Raw genomic sequence first — 16,231 nt, 5'->3', positions numbered from 1 at the left:
AGGCAGAGCCTTGAACAACTGAACAATCAGGTCTTTACCCGAGCGCCAAAAAAACGCGCCCGACCTACAGTGGCCCCGTGACTCGATTGCGCAGGTAACCAGGAGTTCAGACCATGACATTGACCGAGCAACCTCTGTGCACCTTCCTGAGTGACGGGCTTGCCTTGGAGCCCCTGCTGGTCGCTCGCTGGCAGGGTGAAGACGTGTTGTCACGGCCCTATCGCTTCGAGGTCGTACTGGCTTCACTGAACCCGTTACTGAACGAAGACGCCATGCTCGGTGCACCCGCGCACCTGACCCTGTTTGACACCCTCGGCGCCGCTCACCCGTACCACGGCATCGTCACTTCGGTGGAGCTGTTGGATGCCGACGATCTCTACCACTATTGCCGTGTGGTGCTGGAGCCGCGCATCACCCGCCTGCGCCAGCAGCGCTTCAGCGAAATCTGGCTGGACAAAAACCTGCCGGAGCTGTTGCGCGACATCCTCAAAAATGCCGACCTGACACGTGAAGGCCAGGGCGCAGACAGCACCCGCACGGCCGCTTTCGATTTTGACCTGCGCCTGCGCGACGACGACATCCCCCACACGCAAGCCAACTTCACCTGCCAATACGAAGAAACCAGCTTCGACTTTCTATCGCGCCTGTTGGAATACAGCGGTTGCTACTACTTCTTCGAGCAGCAGGAGCAGCAGGAAGCCCTGATCTTTTGCAGTGATCGCAGCGCCCAACCCAAGGCATTGCTGCCGGTGCGGTACCGGCCCCTGGACACCGCACTGAACAGCGGGCTTGCGGCGGTAGCGCACACCTTTAGCCGGCGCAGCGTGGTGCAACCGGAGCAGGTGGTGCTGCAGGATTTTTCCGCGAGCAATGCGCAACTGGCGCTACACAGCACAGCCTCGGTGGCCGCCGGCAGCGTCGCCGACAATGCCCAGGCCCCCGCCACCTCGCCAGCATTCAGCGGCGAGTTCGGCGTGTATGGCGAGCATTTTGGCAGTCACGCTCAGGGCCTCTGGTTGGCGCAACGCCGTGCCCAGGCGCTGGGGTGCCGTCATCGGCTGTTCCAGGGCAGCGGCCATGTCACCGGCCTGCGATCCGGCGGTTTGATGGCCTTGGCCGGGCATGCGCGGCCTTGCATGAATGCGGCCTATCAAGTGCTTGAAGTGCACCACAGCGGCCAACAACCATTGCCCGCGACAGGCGAGGATAATCTGGCCGGCGATACCCAGACACGCTTCCTGGTGATCCCCGCCGAGGTGCAGTTCCGCCCGCCTCTGGACACCCCAAAACCCAACGCGTTTGGCGTACTGAGTGCGGTGGTGGATGGCGACGACAGTGGCAAGCCGCTGCTCAACCAGCACGGCTGCTACAAAGTGCGCTTTCCATTTACCCGCGATCAAAAGCCCAGCACTCGGGGTTCGGCATGGCTGCGCAGGGTGTCGTTGTCTGCCGGTTCCAGCCATGGCATGCACTTTCCGCTGCTCAAAGGCAGTGAAGTGTTGGTGTCATTTCTGGGGGGCGACCCCGACCGGCCGATTATCGTTGGCTGCGTACCAAACTCGGAAAACCCGAGCATGGTCGTTGAGCGTAACGCCACCCAGAGCGGCTTCTCCACGGCCGGAGGGCACTTCCTGGCGATGGAAGACCACCCCGGGGCTGCCCATCTGAAGCTGGGTGCGCCTGGCGGCAACAGCGTCTTCACACTGGGCAATGGCGAAGTCGCCGGCGCGCAACTGCGCACCAACGCCCACATGCAATTGACATCGTCCTCGCTCAAACACGAAGTGCCCGGCGTGTACTCATTGTCGATGGGCACCGGGGACCCGGTGGCCGCCCATAGCAGCGACACGGGCGCGGATAACCCGGTACCGGCTTCGCCCGCCGAGCCTAAACCCACACCGGGGGAACTCAACACCGGTGTCAACTGGGGCGGCCCGAACTGGCTCAACCTTGGCGCCAAGGCTGAATTCACCAACGCGCCGACCTTCTCGGCATCACTCAAGACCGCCACAACCCAGGCGGAGGCCAGCCTGGGCGTGGCCAAGCTAAGCCTCACTGCGCAAGGAAAAGCGACCACCGTGAATATGTCGGGCGTGAGCATTTCACTCTCGTGTAACGGGTTCACTTACGTCTGGGAGAAGATCGGGAAGAAGGTCGCAGCAATTTCCGAGGACAAGAAGCTGATCGACAGAACGGTGGCCTCCGTCTCACAGCTTCAAGCCGAGCTGCACAAGGTGACTGCCGATCTCTATACGGTGACCGCAACGACCTCGATCACGCTGAAATGCGCTGAGCATTCGATCGTACTCAACCCCGATGGCATTCGGATCCAGTCGCCTAAAACGATCATGATCGACGGCGACGTGGCCATTACCGGTAAAACCCGGTTCGTGGGCAATGTCGATGTGGTGGGCGATATCCACTGCAAAAACGCGAGCGTTTCCTCCCAACTGAAAGCCACCTACACCAGCCTGGACGAACTGAGTGCGAGCAATGCGACGTTGGGCGCCGTGTATATCCCACCCACGCCGACGGAAGCGCTGATAGAAGCCGAAGAAATCGCGCGGCTCAAAGCCTTTGAGGTGCTCAACGAAATGGCCGAAGCGCTCGCCAGAGGCTTGGACGACGGCGCCAATGCGGCACTCCAGGTGGTCGACAACTTCGAGCCTTAAAGCGTTTCTTCCTGACGAGGGTTCAAGCATGCACCTTTCCTATTCCGACATAAGTCTGCTGACCCTGGCCCGTCAACAGGGGCCGAGGCCTGCGACCCTGGCAATTACCGTGGGCCTGCTGTTCGGTGCCGACCACCAGGTGCTGGCCGCTGAACATGCATTGCCCTGGCTCAGCCAGCGCTTCGACAAACAGCCGTTCGACAGTGGCTTGAAAAAGGCCCGTGGCAGTGTCGCCGTGCAGGGCGACGCGTACCCGCTGACGCCTGAGCAGCAACGCAATGGCATGGCCGTGCGCGTGCGCATCGCGAGCGTCAGTAAGACCTTGCACCTGCACCCACCCAGGTGCTGGGAACGCGGGGCGCTCGGCTTCACGGCGCGTCCAACCGGCCCGCTCCTGCGTTTGCCGTTGGATTTGCAGCACGCGTTCGGCGGCGCCGGCTGGGCGGATAATCCCGAAGGCAGCGGCTATCTGGCAGACCCCGACAGCAGCGTGGGCATGCCGTTGCCGCAAATCGAAAACGCACACTTGCCCATGCGGGTACCCGGCCAGACGCTGCCAATCGCCAGCCTGCGTCCGCTGCCGCCGCAGTGCCTTGAACGCCGAAGCTTGTGGGGCACTTGCGATAAACACTGGACAGCACGTCGGGCACCCTGCCCGCCTCTGGATTGCGACGCCCGCTGGTTTGATGAAGTCGCTCAGGATCAATGCCACTCAGATTACTGGGCCGGCAACGAAACCTGGAGCGTTGACGGCATGCACCCTGTGCAGGCGCAAATCGGCGGGACGTTGCCCGCCTTCCGAGCCCGGGTGTTTCTCAAGCGCACGGCATCGACACCCGCGATCGAAGAGCCGCCAGTGCACCTGGACACGGTGTGGCTATTCCCCGACGTTGAGCGGGTGTTGCTGCTGTACCGGGCCGAGGTCGCTGTGGCCGATCTTGACGGCGCCGATATTGCGCAATTGGGCGCCGTGTATGAACGCGTCGACGCCGCTACGGCAACCGCCGCCGCCTGCTGCGAAAAACTCTGGCCGTCGCTCAAGCCGCCGCCTGCGGCCAAGCCAATAGCGCCTGAAACCGTCGACAAAAACGCCATCATTCAGCGTATGCAGGCCTCGCTGGATGCGCGTTACGCGGCCTTCGCGGCCGAACAAGCCAACGTATTGGCCCGTGCCGGCGACGTCGGCAAACGCTTCGGCAAACGGTTGAACCCGGCCGAGTACCCGGCGACTGCGCCTAACCTCGCCGCATTAACGCAACGCCCGCCGGCCGAGGCACGGCCGTTTGACCCGGCCGCCCTCAAGGCGCGCATTCAGGCCAGCATTGACCACGCGCAGGCGGCGACCGAGCAGTTCATCGACCAGACCGCGGTCCACCTGCACATGAAGCCTGAGGCGCTACGCGAAGCGATCAAACAGGTTGAGCACAACGCGCCCCGCCCGGCCAGGACAGACCTACTGTCGAGTCTTGACCAGTTGCCCCTGCCGGCGTCACGCAAAGCCACTGTGCGCACACAACTGAGCGCCGGTTTGCAAGCGATGCGGGAGACAGAACAGCAGATCAACACGAAGATGCAGGCACTGCGGATGAAATTGCCGGCGGCCAGTCCGTTAAACGACAAATCGCCGCCGCCTGCTGCCAGCCGCCACAGCGTCATCCCTGAAGCCGGGCCCTGGACTCGCGCGTTACTCGAAGCCGCCCACGCCCGGGGTGACCACCTGGAAGGCGCGCGTTTTGTCGGCCTGGACCTGTCTGCCAGTGATTTGACCGGCGCCGTACTGCAGCGCTGCCTGTTTGATCACTGTGTGTTGGCTGCCGCGCATTGGCCAGGTATCGACCTGACCGGCAGCACCTTCAAAAATTGCGACCTGCGGCAGATCGACTTGCGCGAAGCGCAGTTAACGCAAACACGTTTGCGCGACTGCCTGCTGGACCAGGCCCGGTTAGCCGGCGCGAGCCTGGGCTCGGCGGCCTGGTCTGGGGTCAACGGTAAGGACATCGACCTGACCGATGCCCATGCGGCCGAGCTGCAACTGGACCTGGGTTGCCAGTTGCCCGGCATTCGCCTGGATAACGCAAACCTTGCCAATGCCAGCCTGCAAGACGTGTCACTGCCGGGGGCAAGCCTGCGTGGCAGCCACCTGCACAACGCGCTGCTGATTCGCTGCAACTTGCGCAGCAGCCACGGTTATCGCCTGGACGCGCGCAATGCCGACTTCACCGGCAGTGACCTCAGCCAAATACAGTGGGTCGGCGCCAACTTGCAGCAAGCCCGCCTACGCAAAGTCCGTCTGGATCAGGCCGACCTGCGCGACTGCAATCTGCATGCGGTCACCAGCGAAGGCGCCCGAGGCCTCGGGGCCCGCCTGGACGGCGCTTTATTGAGCTATTGCCGATTACCCGAGGAACTCGAACATGTCTGAATCAATAACCGCCGAACAACTGCGCGCACGCGTCGCCGAGGGTGGCGTACTGCGTAACCTGTGCCTGGCCGGTGGTGACTTCCGTGGGGTGACGCTGCGCCATGCGCGCCTGGAGCAGATCGATGCGCGCAACGCGTGCTTCAACGACGCCGACCTTGAGGCCTGTACCTGGGTCGACTGCCAACTGGCAGGCAGCCATTTTTCGCGCAGCCAGTTGCGTCAGGTCGATTTCAGAAACTGTCACTTCGATGGGGCAAACCTGGCCACCGCGACCCTCGACGGTGGCCGCTGGTTACGCTGCGAGGCCGTTGGGTTGAACCTCAACGAAACCACCGCCAGCAACCTGAGTTTCATTGACTGTGCATTCTCAGTGCCGAATTTGCGCGGCAGCATCATGCGCCAATGCCAACTGGATCATGTCAGCCTGTGTGATGCCGATGCCAGCTCAGCGCAATGGCAGCAAGTGCGCGTGACCGACAGCCTGCTGCGCAACCTCTACCTGATCGACGCACACCTTGAGCAATGTGCCTTTGATCGCAGCAGCCTGACCGATGTGGACCTGAGCCACGCCGAGACCCGTGCCCTGTCGCTGTTCCAATGCCAGGGCGCTCGAGTGCGGTTCATCGCCACGAACCTCATCCAGGCGATCTTTACCGACGCCCGTCTGAACGCTGCCGACTTCACCGACAGTGGGTTGGTCCAGGCCAACCTGAACGGCGCAGTGCTGCCCGGCGCGCAGTTCTTGCGGGCCCGCCTGCGCTACGCCCAATGCATCTATCTGCGCGCCAGCGGTGCCGACTTCACCGATGCCGACCTGTTCGGCGCCAACCTGCACGCCGCCGAACTGGACAACTGTCAGTGGAAAGGCGCACGCCTCGACGACATTCGCCCTGCCGACCCACTGCGCCTGGCCGCCGATCGTTGGCAGCCGACGCTGTAAGGAGACCACCATGCCACTGCAAGCCCCGCAGCACAGTCAATCCCCGGCCACGTTGCACCATGGGCGGGTCAATGCCGAGGATGGCGAGCGTTTTGGTGTCGTCAGTACCGACGGGCGCCGTTACTGGCTCAAGCCCGCCGCCGGTTGCCTGCTACGCCCGGCACTCGGGGATGCGGTGCTGATCTGCATGGAGGGTACGAGCGGCTACATCCTCAGCGTACTGGAGCGCGACAGCAGCGCGCCCGCCCGCTTGAGTGTGGACGGCGACCTGCACCTGCACGTGCCGGCAGGTGCGCTGCATATAGAGGCGCGGGACGGTATTAGCCTGGACGCCGGCGCGGCACTTGCCGTGCGCAGCGCTGACGTCCTGCTGCACAGCCGCCACGCGTGCCTTACAACCCAAACGCTACAGGTCAGCGGTGAGCGCGCCGACAGCCATTGGCTGCACCGCCACGACAGCGCGTTGCACGCTCACCAGACCGCGCAGGTCCATACCGCCGAGTTCGGCGACAGCCGCCGCCGTGTCGAAGGGCACGAAGACCTCTACGCAGGCTCGGTCAGCCAGCAGGTGAAAAACGATTGGCAACTGCGTGGCGAAACCCTCGACCTGTTCGCCGACATCACCGTCGCGCTGGATGGCCAGCGCATCAAACTCGGTTAGGAGTCCTCCCATGTTCATGCTGACCAATGATGGTGCAGTGGCTACCGCCACCGCCCCTGACATGTGTAATACACCCAGCCCGACCGGGCCTTTGCCCGTGCCCTACCCCAACATCGCCGACACGCGCATGGCCGACCCCGCCGGCCTGATGTCGAACGTGCTGGTGATGGGTATGCCGGCGATGACGCTGATGAGCAAAGTGACGATCAGCAATGGCGATCAACCCGGCGCCGCAGGCGGCCTGCTCAGTGGCCGGATCATGGGCGAGATGACCTTTCTCAACGCCAGCACCTGCGTCACGGTCGGCGGCAAACCGGCGGTGCGGGTGACCTGCCTGACCGGGCACAACGGTGCCCCTCAGAATACCGTGGGCATGGTCAGCGCGCCTGGGCAGACCAAAGTGCTGGTGTTGAGATGAACCCCGTGGCACTTAAAACCCTCGCGGTGCTGCTGCTCGGTGTGTTGCTCAGCGCCTGTAGCAGTAACGGTCTGACACCGCAGCAACAAGCGTTGAGCGAGCTGAAGTGGAACTACGCCGATGACAGCATTGAACTCACGCTGACCGCCGACAAAGACCTCAATCAATACGACGGCCAGGCACACACACTCCTGCTGGTGGTGACTCAGTTCGCGCAGCCGAACGCGTTCAGTGCCTACACCGGCAGCAGCCAGCAACTGAGCAAGCTGTTGCTGATGAGCAGCGCGCCACCGGACCTGATCGGCCTGACACGCCTGTTTATCGAGCCGGGACAGACCCGCACCGTGCGTTTGCCACGCCTGGAGGGGGCAAAAATGGTCGGCATCAGCGCCGGCTATGCCCACCTGGACCCGCAGCGCAGCGTCAAGCTCTACCGGATTGGCGTAGACGTGGCCTCCACCGGCTTTTTCAGTAAAACCTGGACCGCCCGCCCGAAAACGCTGGCCATCAACCTGTTGCTGGGGCCTGACGCACTGTTGCGCAGCCAGCAAAGCCAGTTGCTACAACCGCCCGCCGAGCAACCCGCCGAAGGCGAAGTCAGCCTGACGGACGCCGGCCAATGATGGCTTTTTGGTGTGTTTCCCCACGCTGTCGAGGTGCCCTATGAACATCGACAAACCGCTCTACTGGCATCAAGGCCTGTTCCTGCAACCGCAGCACTTTCAGCAGAATGATGCACGCCTGGAAAGCCTGGTGACGAGGACCCTTGCCTGCCAACAGCCGCATGCCTGGGGGCTGATATCGATGTGTTTGAACGATGCTGCGCTGGCCTCGCGTCAATGCCGGATTGAACAACTGTCGGTGCGGTTTACCGACGGCAGCCTGGTCGAATACCCCGGCAACGCCTTACTGGAGTGTCGCCCGCTGGCGCTCGCAGACTTTGTCAGCGACAGCCGCACGCTGTATGTCGGGCTCAAGCGCAGCCAGCCGGGCGAACCGGATGCCCAGGTGTTCGAAGCGCTGCAAGACGCCGAAAAAGCCAACGTGCGGTTTGCCGTCAGGGCTGACCCGCAAACGCTGGACGACCGTCACGGCGACGCCCCTGAAGCGCTGGTGCGGCAAATGTCCTACGTTTTGCGTCTGTTCTGGGAAGAGGAACTCGACAACCTCGGGGCCTATGAATTGCTGCCTATCGCGCGGTTGGAGCACGACGGTGACCGGATTCATTTGGCCGATCGCTACATCCCGCCTTGCGTGATGATCGGTGCCTCACCGGCATTGATGCAAACGCTGCGAGACACCCGTGACGAATTGGTCGGCCGAGCCCGCCAGTTGGAGGTGTTCAAGCAATCCGGCGATGCGCGTTACGGTGACTTCGATGCCGCGCACACCCACAATTTGCTCGCATTGGTGATCCTCAACCGTTATGGCCCATTGTTGACACACCTGCTGGAGACGCCACACGTCTCGCCGTGGCAGGTGTATGGGACGCTGCGGCAATTGATCGGCGAACTCAGTGTGTTCAGCGAGCGTTGCGACATGCTGGGGCAAACCCACGAGGGTCGATCGCTGCTGACGTCCTATCAGCATGAAACCTGCGGCCAGGCGATTACCCTGGCGGCCGGGTTGATCGGCCAGTTGCTTAACGAGATCAGCGTCGGCTCAGAACTTCTGGTGCGGTTGCTGCCCAGCGATGGGTTGTTTCAAAGCAGCTTGCCGGATGCCTTTCTTGGCCCGCGCCACCGCTATTACCTGGTGGTGCGCAGCGACGGTGATCCGACGCGGTTGGCGCAGCAGCTGGAACTGGATGCCAAGTTGGGTGCGCCGCAGGACATGCCCGACCTGATCAACCGCGCATTGCCGGGGGTCGAGCTGATTTACCTGCAAGTGCCGCCGCAAGGCATGCCGCGTCGGCCCGGAGCGCTTTATTACCGCCTGGAGCCACTGAGCGAGGCCTGGGAAACAGTCTGCAGCACCCAGGCCGCCGCATTGTTTATGCCCAACGCCCCGGCAGACATGCTGGTCGAGCTGGTGGTGGTCCGCGCATGAACGAAGGTCGCTTGGCCGACTGCTGGGTCGGCGTCTTTGAATGCACTCGGGCCGTGTTCGCCGATCCCGCGGCGTCGGCAGCCACCGCCACAGCACGCCTCATCAACCAGCTGGACATGGCGGCGAGTCGCGCCCGTGAGCTCGGTTACGTCGAGGCATGGGTACGCGAATCGCTGTTTTCGGTGGTGGCCTGGGTGGATGAAACCGCAATGACCACTGCGTGGCCCGGCGCCGCTGAGTGGCGGCGTTCGCCGTTGCAACGCCACTACTTTTTTACCACGCGGGCCGGGGTGGAATTCTTCCAGCGCTGGCAGGCGTTGCCGGAAGAAGCGGGTGCGGTCCGTGAGGTGTTTGGCCTGGCCTTGCTCGCCGGGTTTGCCGGCCACTACGCAACGCGCCCAGCCAGCGAGCTGGACGAGTTTCGTCGGCAATGCCTGCAACGCATCGCCCGGGACGGCCAGATGGCCACGCTGCAGGCGTCCGGCACGCTGTTCAGCCAGCCCTCATTCGGCGTCACGGCGCAACGCCGCCGCGCGCGTCGGCGAGTGCCCGCGCTGGTGCTTACCCTGCTGATCGTGATTCCGCTGCTGGGGCTGGCGGCCCTCTACGTCGGCCTGGACCGGCCGCTGGCAGCGGCCGCTGCAATGCTGATGGAGGCCCATTGAAATGTTAATGAAAGCGCTTGTCGCCGTGTTCTGGATGGTTGCGCTGATTGTGCTCGGGTGTGTGTGCTGGGTCGTCACCCTGCTGTCGGGCTGGCCATTGTGGTGCATGCCACTGATGCTCCTCGCCGTGATGCTCGGCACCTGGTTGCTGTTGCGGGCGCTGCGGTACTGGCAAGGTTGGCGCCTGCGCCAGCGCCTGCAGCGTGACCTGCCTGGGCGCACCGAGCCGCTCGAGCCCGATGTCGATCAGTGCTGGAACACCGGTGTGCGTTTACTGCGCCAGTCCCGTTTGGGCCAGGCGGGCCAGTTGGGCTCTGCACTCTATGCCCTGCCCTGGTTCATGCTGCTCGGTGATACCACCCGCGCCAACAGCACACTGTTGGCGCGTAGCGGCCTGGATACGCCGTTGCGTTCAGCACCGCATGCGGCGGGCAGCCCACCCAGCGACGTACTCAACTGGTGGTTTTTCGAGAATGCCGTGGTACTCGACCCTTCGCGCCGCTTGCTCGATTCTGCCAGTGCCTGGAAACGCCTGTTGTTGCGCCTGTTGCGTTCACGCCGACGCGAACCGCTGAACGGCGTAATTCTGGAGATTGCGATTGAGTCTCTGCAAGACCAGAACAAGGCTCAGCTGACTGCGCTGGGGCAGAACCTGCGCCGCCAACTGGACGATCTGGTGAAGGTATTCGGCGCGCGCCTGCCGGTGTATCTGGTCCTGACCGGCGCTGAACGCATTGAGGGCATGCCGCAATGGGCTGCCAGCCTTACTCAGCATCAGCGCCAGCAGGCGCTCGGCCTGCTGGTCGATGGCAGCGATGCAGACGCTCGTGTATTTCTGGACAAGGTACTGGGTGAGATCGGTCGTCGCCTCTTCGAACTGCGGGTCGACCTGGGGCAACGGCGGCTGCCCAATGCCCAGGCGCTGCATTTTCCCGAGCGCGTCGCCGCGCTGCGCCCGGCATTGGAACAGCTGTTGTTACCCGCCTTTGCCAGCAACCCTTACTGCGCGCCTCCGTTGTTGTCCGGCCTGTTTTTGACCGCCCAGGGGGTTGAGGACGATGGCAGCACGGTCGGCTGGTTCAGCCATGAACTGTTCGACCGTGTGCTGCCTTCACAACGCTTCGCGTACCGCGCGATCGACGGTTGGCGGCACTGGCGCCGCTTGTCCGCGCATGCCGCGGTGGTGCTGTGGCTGGTCGGTTGCGGCGTCTTTGCCGGCCTGCTGATCTACTCCAGCAATCATGTCAGTCACGAGCTGGCCCTGATCGCGCAAACATGGCCGCCGACCAGCATGTTGGATAAAGGCCTGGAACACGATCTACACAAGTTTGACCAGTACCATCAGTTTATTGAGAACCTTGAGCATGAGGTGACGCCGAGCTGGAAGCGCTGGCTGCCGTTCCACAACCGGGTCAATCAACTGATTCAGTTCGACCGTGATGGTTACGTGGCCAGCTTCGACAAAAACCTGCAGCGCCCCTTGTTCATGAGGCTGCTGCCGGATCAGTTACAGGCCATTGCCACCAGCAACGACGACACCTTGATCGCCAGCTACACGGAGCTGTTGGTTCGGCGCATCAACCTGATCAATGCGCGCCTCGCCGGTGGTTCCCTGAATGCGCTGCCCGGCCCTGGCGAAGAGCTGCTACCGCTGCTGCGGCGGTTTTTGCCGGATCAGGTGCCGAGTGCCACGCGGGTGCAATCCTTGAGCGGCAGCTTCAAGGCTTACCTGCATTGGCAAACCGACGAGCGAGCCCTGGTGGAGGATCGCGCTAACGCGCTGCGCCAGCTGAATGGCCTGGGCCTTGCCAATCGATCATTGTCCTGGTTGGAAGCCTGGGCTGACCAACAGCCGCAATTGCCCACGCTTCGCTACTCTGACTACTCGCAACTGCCCAAAGACGCCGACGCCGCGCTGCCCCGCGCATTTACGGTCGAAGGCCGCAGCGCGATTCTGGGGTTCATTGATGAGCTGATCGCTGCGACCGGTAATCAGGCATTATGGAAAAATCAACGTGAGCATTTTCTTGTGCAGTACCAGAATGACACGCAGGATGCCTGGTACCGCTTTATCGAAGGTTACCTTTCGATGGATCAAGCCCGGATGACCAGCCAAGCTCAATGGCGCGACGCGCTCAGTACCGTCGGTACCGCACGTGCGCCTTACCGGCAACTGTTGCAACGCACCGCCGAACGTTTCGCCTTGATTCCGGCGGCCAACCGTCGGCCGTGGGCGCAACTGAGCGTGCGCATGAACCGCCTGTTTGAACTGGCGCAAGAAACCCCCGCCGCGGATAACGGCAGCCTGCTCGGGCACCTGCGCATCGCCAATGAACTGGGCGGCAACGCAATCAAGGATGTCGCCAGCAGCGGTTCAGTCACCCAGGGCGTGGATGCCGTGAACACTGATATGAGGCAGGCAAAGGTGCTCAGCCAGTTCAATCAAACATTGCAGGCGGTAGCCACTGACCTGCGCAAGAGCGATGCACAGGCGTTCCAGGTCGCCCTCGACAATTGGGGGTTCGGCAACGACCCGACGATCAAGTCCGCAGCCCTGTGGGATGCTCAAGACCTGCGCGACGGGTTGCGCCAGCAACTGACGCAAGGTGACGCGCGCGAGTCGCTCGTGTGGACACTGGCCGCCGGAGGCCTGGATGTCGAGATGGCCTATGCCGGCCAGATTGCCGCCAGCCAATTGCAGCAAGCGTGGAACAGCCAGGTATTGGGCGCTGTAGAAGGCGTGCACGACCCGGTGTTGTTGAATGACGCACTCTATGGCGAGCGCGGCCAGCTCCCACGGTTTCTCAATGGGCCCATCAAGACCTTCATCCAGCAGGATGCGCAGGGCTTTAAACCGGTTATTGCATTGGGCCAGAAAGTGCCGCTGAGCAGTGCCTTTCTCGCCTACCTTGGCCGCATGCAACATGCTCAGTCGGACCTCGCAGCCGCCACGCGGCAAACCGCGGCGCAACAAGCTGTACGCCAGGCGCAACGGCAGAATCTGCAAACGGCTGAAAAAGCCTTGCAGGCACAGCAGGCGGTGTTGCAGCCGCAACTCAACCTGCCCAGCCTTGCCTCGGTGGTCAGCATTCAGGCCACACCGCTGTCGATCAACCTGGGCGCCAGGCAATTACCGCAGCAAACCCGACTGACGTTGCAATGCAGCAACCATTCAACCGTCCTGGACAACTTCAATTTCCCCACCAGCGCGCCCTTCACCTGGACGCCGGGCGCGTGCGGCGATGTCAGCCTGCAGGTCCGTTTTGCGCACTACACGCTGACTAAACGCTGGCCCGGCGAGCATGGCTTCATCGATTTCCTGCAGGCGTTTGCCAGTGGCCAACGCACCCTGACCCAGGACGACTTTCCCGACCAGCGTGACCTGATGGCCAGCGATAACATTACCCAACTGACACTCACCTATCGGTATACCGGGGCGGAGACCTTGCTACACACCGACCAACAGGCACAGGCTGCCGACAGCCAGTCCAAGGCGATCAATGAGCAATTGAAAACCATCAGTGATCAACTGACCGCCATGGATACCCAGGACGCCGCTAACGCAGTGGGTGAAGCCGCGCAAGGCAGCGTTGCCGAACGGCGTTTGGCCGCGCAGGCCCCCCCGGCGCAGATTGCCTATGGCTGGTCGGGCATGCCGTCCTCGGTAGCGTCGGCCGATACCAAAGGCCCACCTGAATGAGAAAACTATGGCGCCGGTCACTGGCTTTACGCATTACCTGCGTGCTGGTCGTGGTTCTGGCCGGCAGTTGGTGTGTTGCAACCGGGCTCAGCGCATGGCGCGTCTACCATCAACTGGAGCGCGAGTCGCTGCAGGAGCTCAGCCAGCGCGTGGAATTGATCACTCGCGTCGATAACGATGATTTGCAGGAAAGCGCCGATGGCGCCCGCCGGTTATTGCGACTGTGGCGCAGCCCGGCGACCGAAGAACTCGATATACCGACGCCGCGCAGCACCCTGTGCTGGCTGCCGGACCCGGGCGCCGCGTCGTCGACCCAGTTACCCCGTGCCGCGGTGGCTGCCGAAGCCTATGGCGCAGCGGGTCAGTCGATGATTGTGGACACGTTTTTCTACTTCCCGGGTATCGGCGCGGCCTTTTCCACCGGCCCCTACCCCGTCAAGGGCTTTACTGCCAGCCGTGCTGAGTACCTGCGGGACTTGAGCAAGCGCCTGCCGGATGCAAAGGCCGACATAGTCTGGGACGGGCCGGTCTATGACCCCCATACCGGGCAGCAATTGATTACCGTGGCCGCCATCGGGCGCGACAAGGACGGCAAGGTGGAAGTCATCACCGGCTATGACCTGCAGCTCAACGATCGTTTCGCGCGCATGTCGCAGTTACTGCGCGGCTACAACGGTTACATCATCGACCACACCGGATTGCCGATTGCCACGCTGCCCGGAGGGGCGCCCAAAGAGTACCGTTACCTGACGACGCCGTTGCCAGGCCTGGATATGAAAGGCACCTTTCCCCAGCAACTGAAGCTCAACCATGGCACGGCGGTGGTCGCGCGCCTGGATGTGCTGGACTGGTACCTGGTGTCGCTTTACCCGCGAGCGCGCCTGCAGGCCAACACCTTGCAACTGATCATGAAGGAAGCGCCGTTTGCGTTGATCGGGTTGGTGCTGCTGACCCTGGGCCTGCTCACCGTACTGCGCCAACAACTCGCGCGCCCGTTGGCCGGTTTTGCCCAGGCCATCGAAGAAACCCGCCACTCCGATGACCTGACTCGCCGCCTGCCGGTGGTTCACGACGATGAGCTGGGGCGCTTTGCCCGAGCCTATAACGACCTGCTCGACACCCTTCACACCGAGCGTCTGGGGCTTGAAAACCAGGTGCAGACACGCACCTGCGAGCTGCGCGAGGCTTTGCAGAGCGCCGACCGGGCCAATCTGCTCCGGGGCGAGTTCCTCGCGAACATGAGCCACGAGATCCGTACGCCGCTCAATGCGATCATCGGCATGAGCCATTTGCTCGCCGACACATCATTGGACCCGCCACAGCTGCGCTTCGTGGGGTCTATCCGAGATAACGGCGATGTGTTGCTGGCACTGATCAACGACATTCTCGACCTGTCAAAAATCGAGTCGGGCAACCTCATCGTCGAACACACCGCGTTCGACGTGGTGGCCTTGGTGACCGAGGCGATCAACGTGTTGGTGCCGAGTGCGCAAGAGAAGCGGCTGCGCCTGACAGTGCAGGTGGCCAGCGACGTGCCGGTGGGCGTCAAGGGTGACCCTTTGCGCTTACGGCAGATATTGCTCAATTTGCTTGGCAATGCCATCAAGTTCACCCCGGGGGGCTCAGTGCGCCTACTGGTGTGGAAGGGGCCGGGGATTACCTTGGGTTTTAGCGTCGAAGACACCGGCATTGGTATTGCCGAGGACAAACAGGCACAGATTTTCGATGCGTTTCGCCAGGCCGATGCCTCCACCACCCGTGAATACGGCGGCACCGGGTTGGGCCTTTCCATCAGCCACCGCCTGGCGCAACTCATGGGGGGCGAGCTTGGGGTCAAAAGCACGCCCGGCAATGGTTCGACGTTTACCCTGGTGCTGCCCTTCCCGCCCCTGGCGCCGGATGAAGTGATCGTACCGCCGGTACGCGAGGAGATGGACACACTGCTTGGCCAAGCCTACCAACTCAACGTTCTGGTGGTAGATGACGTCGCGACCAACCGTGAAATCGCCTGCCTGTACCTTGAACGATTTGGCCACCGTTTCCAGTGCGCAAGCAATGGCGAACAAGCCTTGCAACTGATGAGCAAAGTGATCTTCGACGTGGTCCTGATGGACAGTCAAATGCCGGTGATGGGCGGGCTGGAAACCATCGGCAAGTTGCGTTCGGGGGCGAACGGGGTGCTCGACGACGAGGTCTGGGTCATCGCCCTGACAGCGAGCGCCATGGAAGGTGATCGCGAAGGTTTCCTGCGCCAGGGCGCCAATGCCTACCTGGCCAAACCGGTGCTGCCCGGGCAGTTGTTCCGCGCATTGGAAACCGCGATTGCCTGGCAACTCAAGCGCGGCATGGAACCTGCGCCGATGCCCGCCGGTGCAATTGGCGCGGTACCGGGACAGACCACTGAGCCGCCAGCCGTATCGCCGCTCAAGGCACCGCGCCTGCGCGAGCTGTTTCGGGTCGACACGCAACACTTACTGGGTGCGCTGCGCGAGGCGTACGACGTGGCGGATTACACTGAGCTGGCGCAACTGGCACACACCCTCAGAGGCACCTGCGGGCAATTCGGTGAACGCGAACTGGAGCTCCTCGGCCGTCAGCTTGAACACAGTGCAGAACAACAAAAACAGGCTGACTGCGAAGCCGCATTACGCAGTCTTGAGACCGCGTGCGCGCGGCTCTTTTGATACCCCCTCATACAGGATGA

Annotated in this window: 10 protein-coding genes; all 10 read left to right on the top strand. The window is 62.6% G+C overall.

What is annotated here, in order from left to right; all coding sequences use genetic code 11:
• The first annotated feature begins 113 nt into the window (after positions 1-113).
• The 10 genes from CPH89_RS25010 to CPH89_RS24965 are packed head-to-tail and all read left to right on the top strand — an operon-like array spanning position 114 to position 16,211.
• Positions 114-2,672 carry a type VI secretion system Vgr family protein gene (locus tag CPH89_RS25010; protein ID WP_053256097.1) on the top strand — a complete coding sequence of 853 codons (2,559 nt, stop codon included), beginning with the start codon at positions 114-116 and terminating at the stop codon, positions 2,670-2,672.
• Between the two features lie 28 nt (positions 2,673-2,700).
• On the top strand, positions 2,701-5,094 hold the full coding sequence (locus tag CPH89_RS25005; protein WP_162232024.1) for a DUF2169 family type VI secretion system accessory protein: 2,394 nt from the start codon (positions 2,701-2,703) through the stop codon (positions 5,092-5,094).
• Positions 5,087-6,034, top strand: a complete 948-nt coding sequence (locus CPH89_RS25000; protein ID WP_053256099.1) for a pentapeptide repeat-containing protein — start codon at positions 5,087-5,089, stop codon at positions 6,032-6,034. Before CPH89_RS25005 ends, CPH89_RS25000 begins: the two co-directional genes overlap by 8 nt.
• 10 nt (positions 6,035-6,044) lie before the next feature.
• Positions 6,045-6,695, top strand: coding sequence for a DUF3540 domain-containing protein (locus CPH89_RS24995; protein WP_053256100.1), 651 nt, complete (start codon positions 6,045-6,047; stop codon positions 6,693-6,695).
• A gap of 10 nt (positions 6,696-6,705) precedes the next feature.
• A complete protein-coding gene (locus CPH89_RS24990) occupies positions 6,706-7,113 on the top strand; it encodes a DUF4150 domain-containing protein (protein WP_053256101.1) in 408 nt (135 codons plus the stop codon).
• On the top strand, positions 7,110-7,736 hold the full coding sequence (gene tssJ / locus CPH89_RS24985) for a type VI secretion system lipoprotein TssJ (RefSeq protein WP_053256102.1): 627 nt from the start codon (positions 7,110-7,112) through the stop codon (positions 7,734-7,736). The genes CPH89_RS24990 and tssJ overlap by 4 nt, the downstream gene beginning before the upstream one ends.
• Before the next feature lie 40 nt (positions 7,737-7,776).
• Complete coding sequence (gene tssK, locus CPH89_RS24980; RefSeq protein WP_053256103.1) at positions 7,777-9,162, top strand: type VI secretion system baseplate subunit TssK; 1,386 nt, start codon at positions 7,777-7,779, stop codon at positions 9,160-9,162.
• Positions 9,159-9,827 carry a DotU family type IV/VI secretion system protein gene (locus tag CPH89_RS24975; RefSeq protein ID WP_053256104.1) on the top strand — a complete coding sequence of 223 codons (669 nt, stop codon included), beginning with the start codon at positions 9,159-9,161 and terminating at the stop codon, positions 9,825-9,827. The genes tssK and CPH89_RS24975 overlap by 4 nt, the downstream gene beginning before the upstream one ends.
• 7 nt (positions 9,828-9,834) lie before the next feature.
• Complete coding sequence (locus CPH89_RS24970; protein ID WP_157750152.1) at positions 9,835-13,527, top strand: type VI secretion protein IcmF/TssM N-terminal domain-containing protein; 3,693 nt, start codon at positions 9,835-9,837, stop codon at positions 13,525-13,527.
• Positions 13,524-16,211, top strand: a complete 2,688-nt coding sequence (locus tag CPH89_RS24965; RefSeq protein WP_081006365.1) for an ATP-binding protein — start codon at positions 13,524-13,526, stop codon at positions 16,209-16,211. Before CPH89_RS24970 ends, CPH89_RS24965 begins: the two co-directional genes overlap by 4 nt.
• Positions 16,212-16,231: the final 20 nt, after the last annotated feature.

This window comes from Pseudomonas fluorescens (assembly GCF_900215245.1).
GTDB lineage: Bacteria > Pseudomonadota > Gammaproteobacteria > Pseudomonadales > Pseudomonadaceae > Aquipseudomonas > Aquipseudomonas fluorescens.
Note: the sequence above shows the minus strand (reverse complement) of the source record. Positions and strands in the feature narration are given on the sequence as shown.

What these genes read in the sequence shown, in the direction of transcription:
- CPH89_RS24970 (WP_157750152.1), top strand. Translation starts at nt 9,835, where the DNA reads ATGAAAGCGCTTGTCGCCGTGTTCTGGATGGTTGCGCTGATTGTGCTC.
- CPH89_RS24995 (WP_053256100.1), top strand. Translation starts at nt 6,045, where the DNA reads ATGCCACTGCAAGCCCCGCAGCACAGTCAATCCCCGGCCACGTTGCAC.
- CPH89_RS24975 (WP_053256104.1), top strand. Translation starts at nt 9,159, where the DNA reads ATGAACGAAGGTCGCTTGGCCGACTGCTGGGTCGGCGTCTTTGAATGC.
- tssK (WP_053256103.1), top strand. Translation starts at nt 7,777, where the DNA reads ATGAACATCGACAAACCGCTCTACTGGCATCAAGGCCTGTTCCTGCAA.
- CPH89_RS25010 (WP_053256097.1), top strand. Translation starts at nt 114, where the DNA reads ATGACATTGACCGAGCAACCTCTGTGCACCTTCCTGAGTGACGGGCTT.
- CPH89_RS25000 (WP_053256099.1), top strand. Translation starts at nt 5,087, where the DNA reads ATGTCTGAATCAATAACCGCCGAACAACTGCGCGCACGCGTCGCCGAG.
- tssJ (WP_053256102.1), top strand. Translation starts at nt 7,110, where the DNA reads ATGAACCCCGTGGCACTTAAAACCCTCGCGGTGCTGCTGCTCGGTGTG.
- CPH89_RS24990 (WP_053256101.1), top strand. Translation starts at nt 6,706, where the DNA reads ATGTTCATGCTGACCAATGATGGTGCAGTGGCTACCGCCACCGCCCCT.
- CPH89_RS24965 (WP_081006365.1), top strand. Translation starts at nt 13,524, where the DNA reads ATGAGAAAACTATGGCGCCGGTCACTGGCTTTACGCATTACCTGCGTG.
- CPH89_RS25005 (WP_162232024.1), top strand. Translation starts at nt 2,701, where the DNA reads ATGCACCTTTCCTATTCCGACATAAGTCTGCTGACCCTGGCCCGTCAA.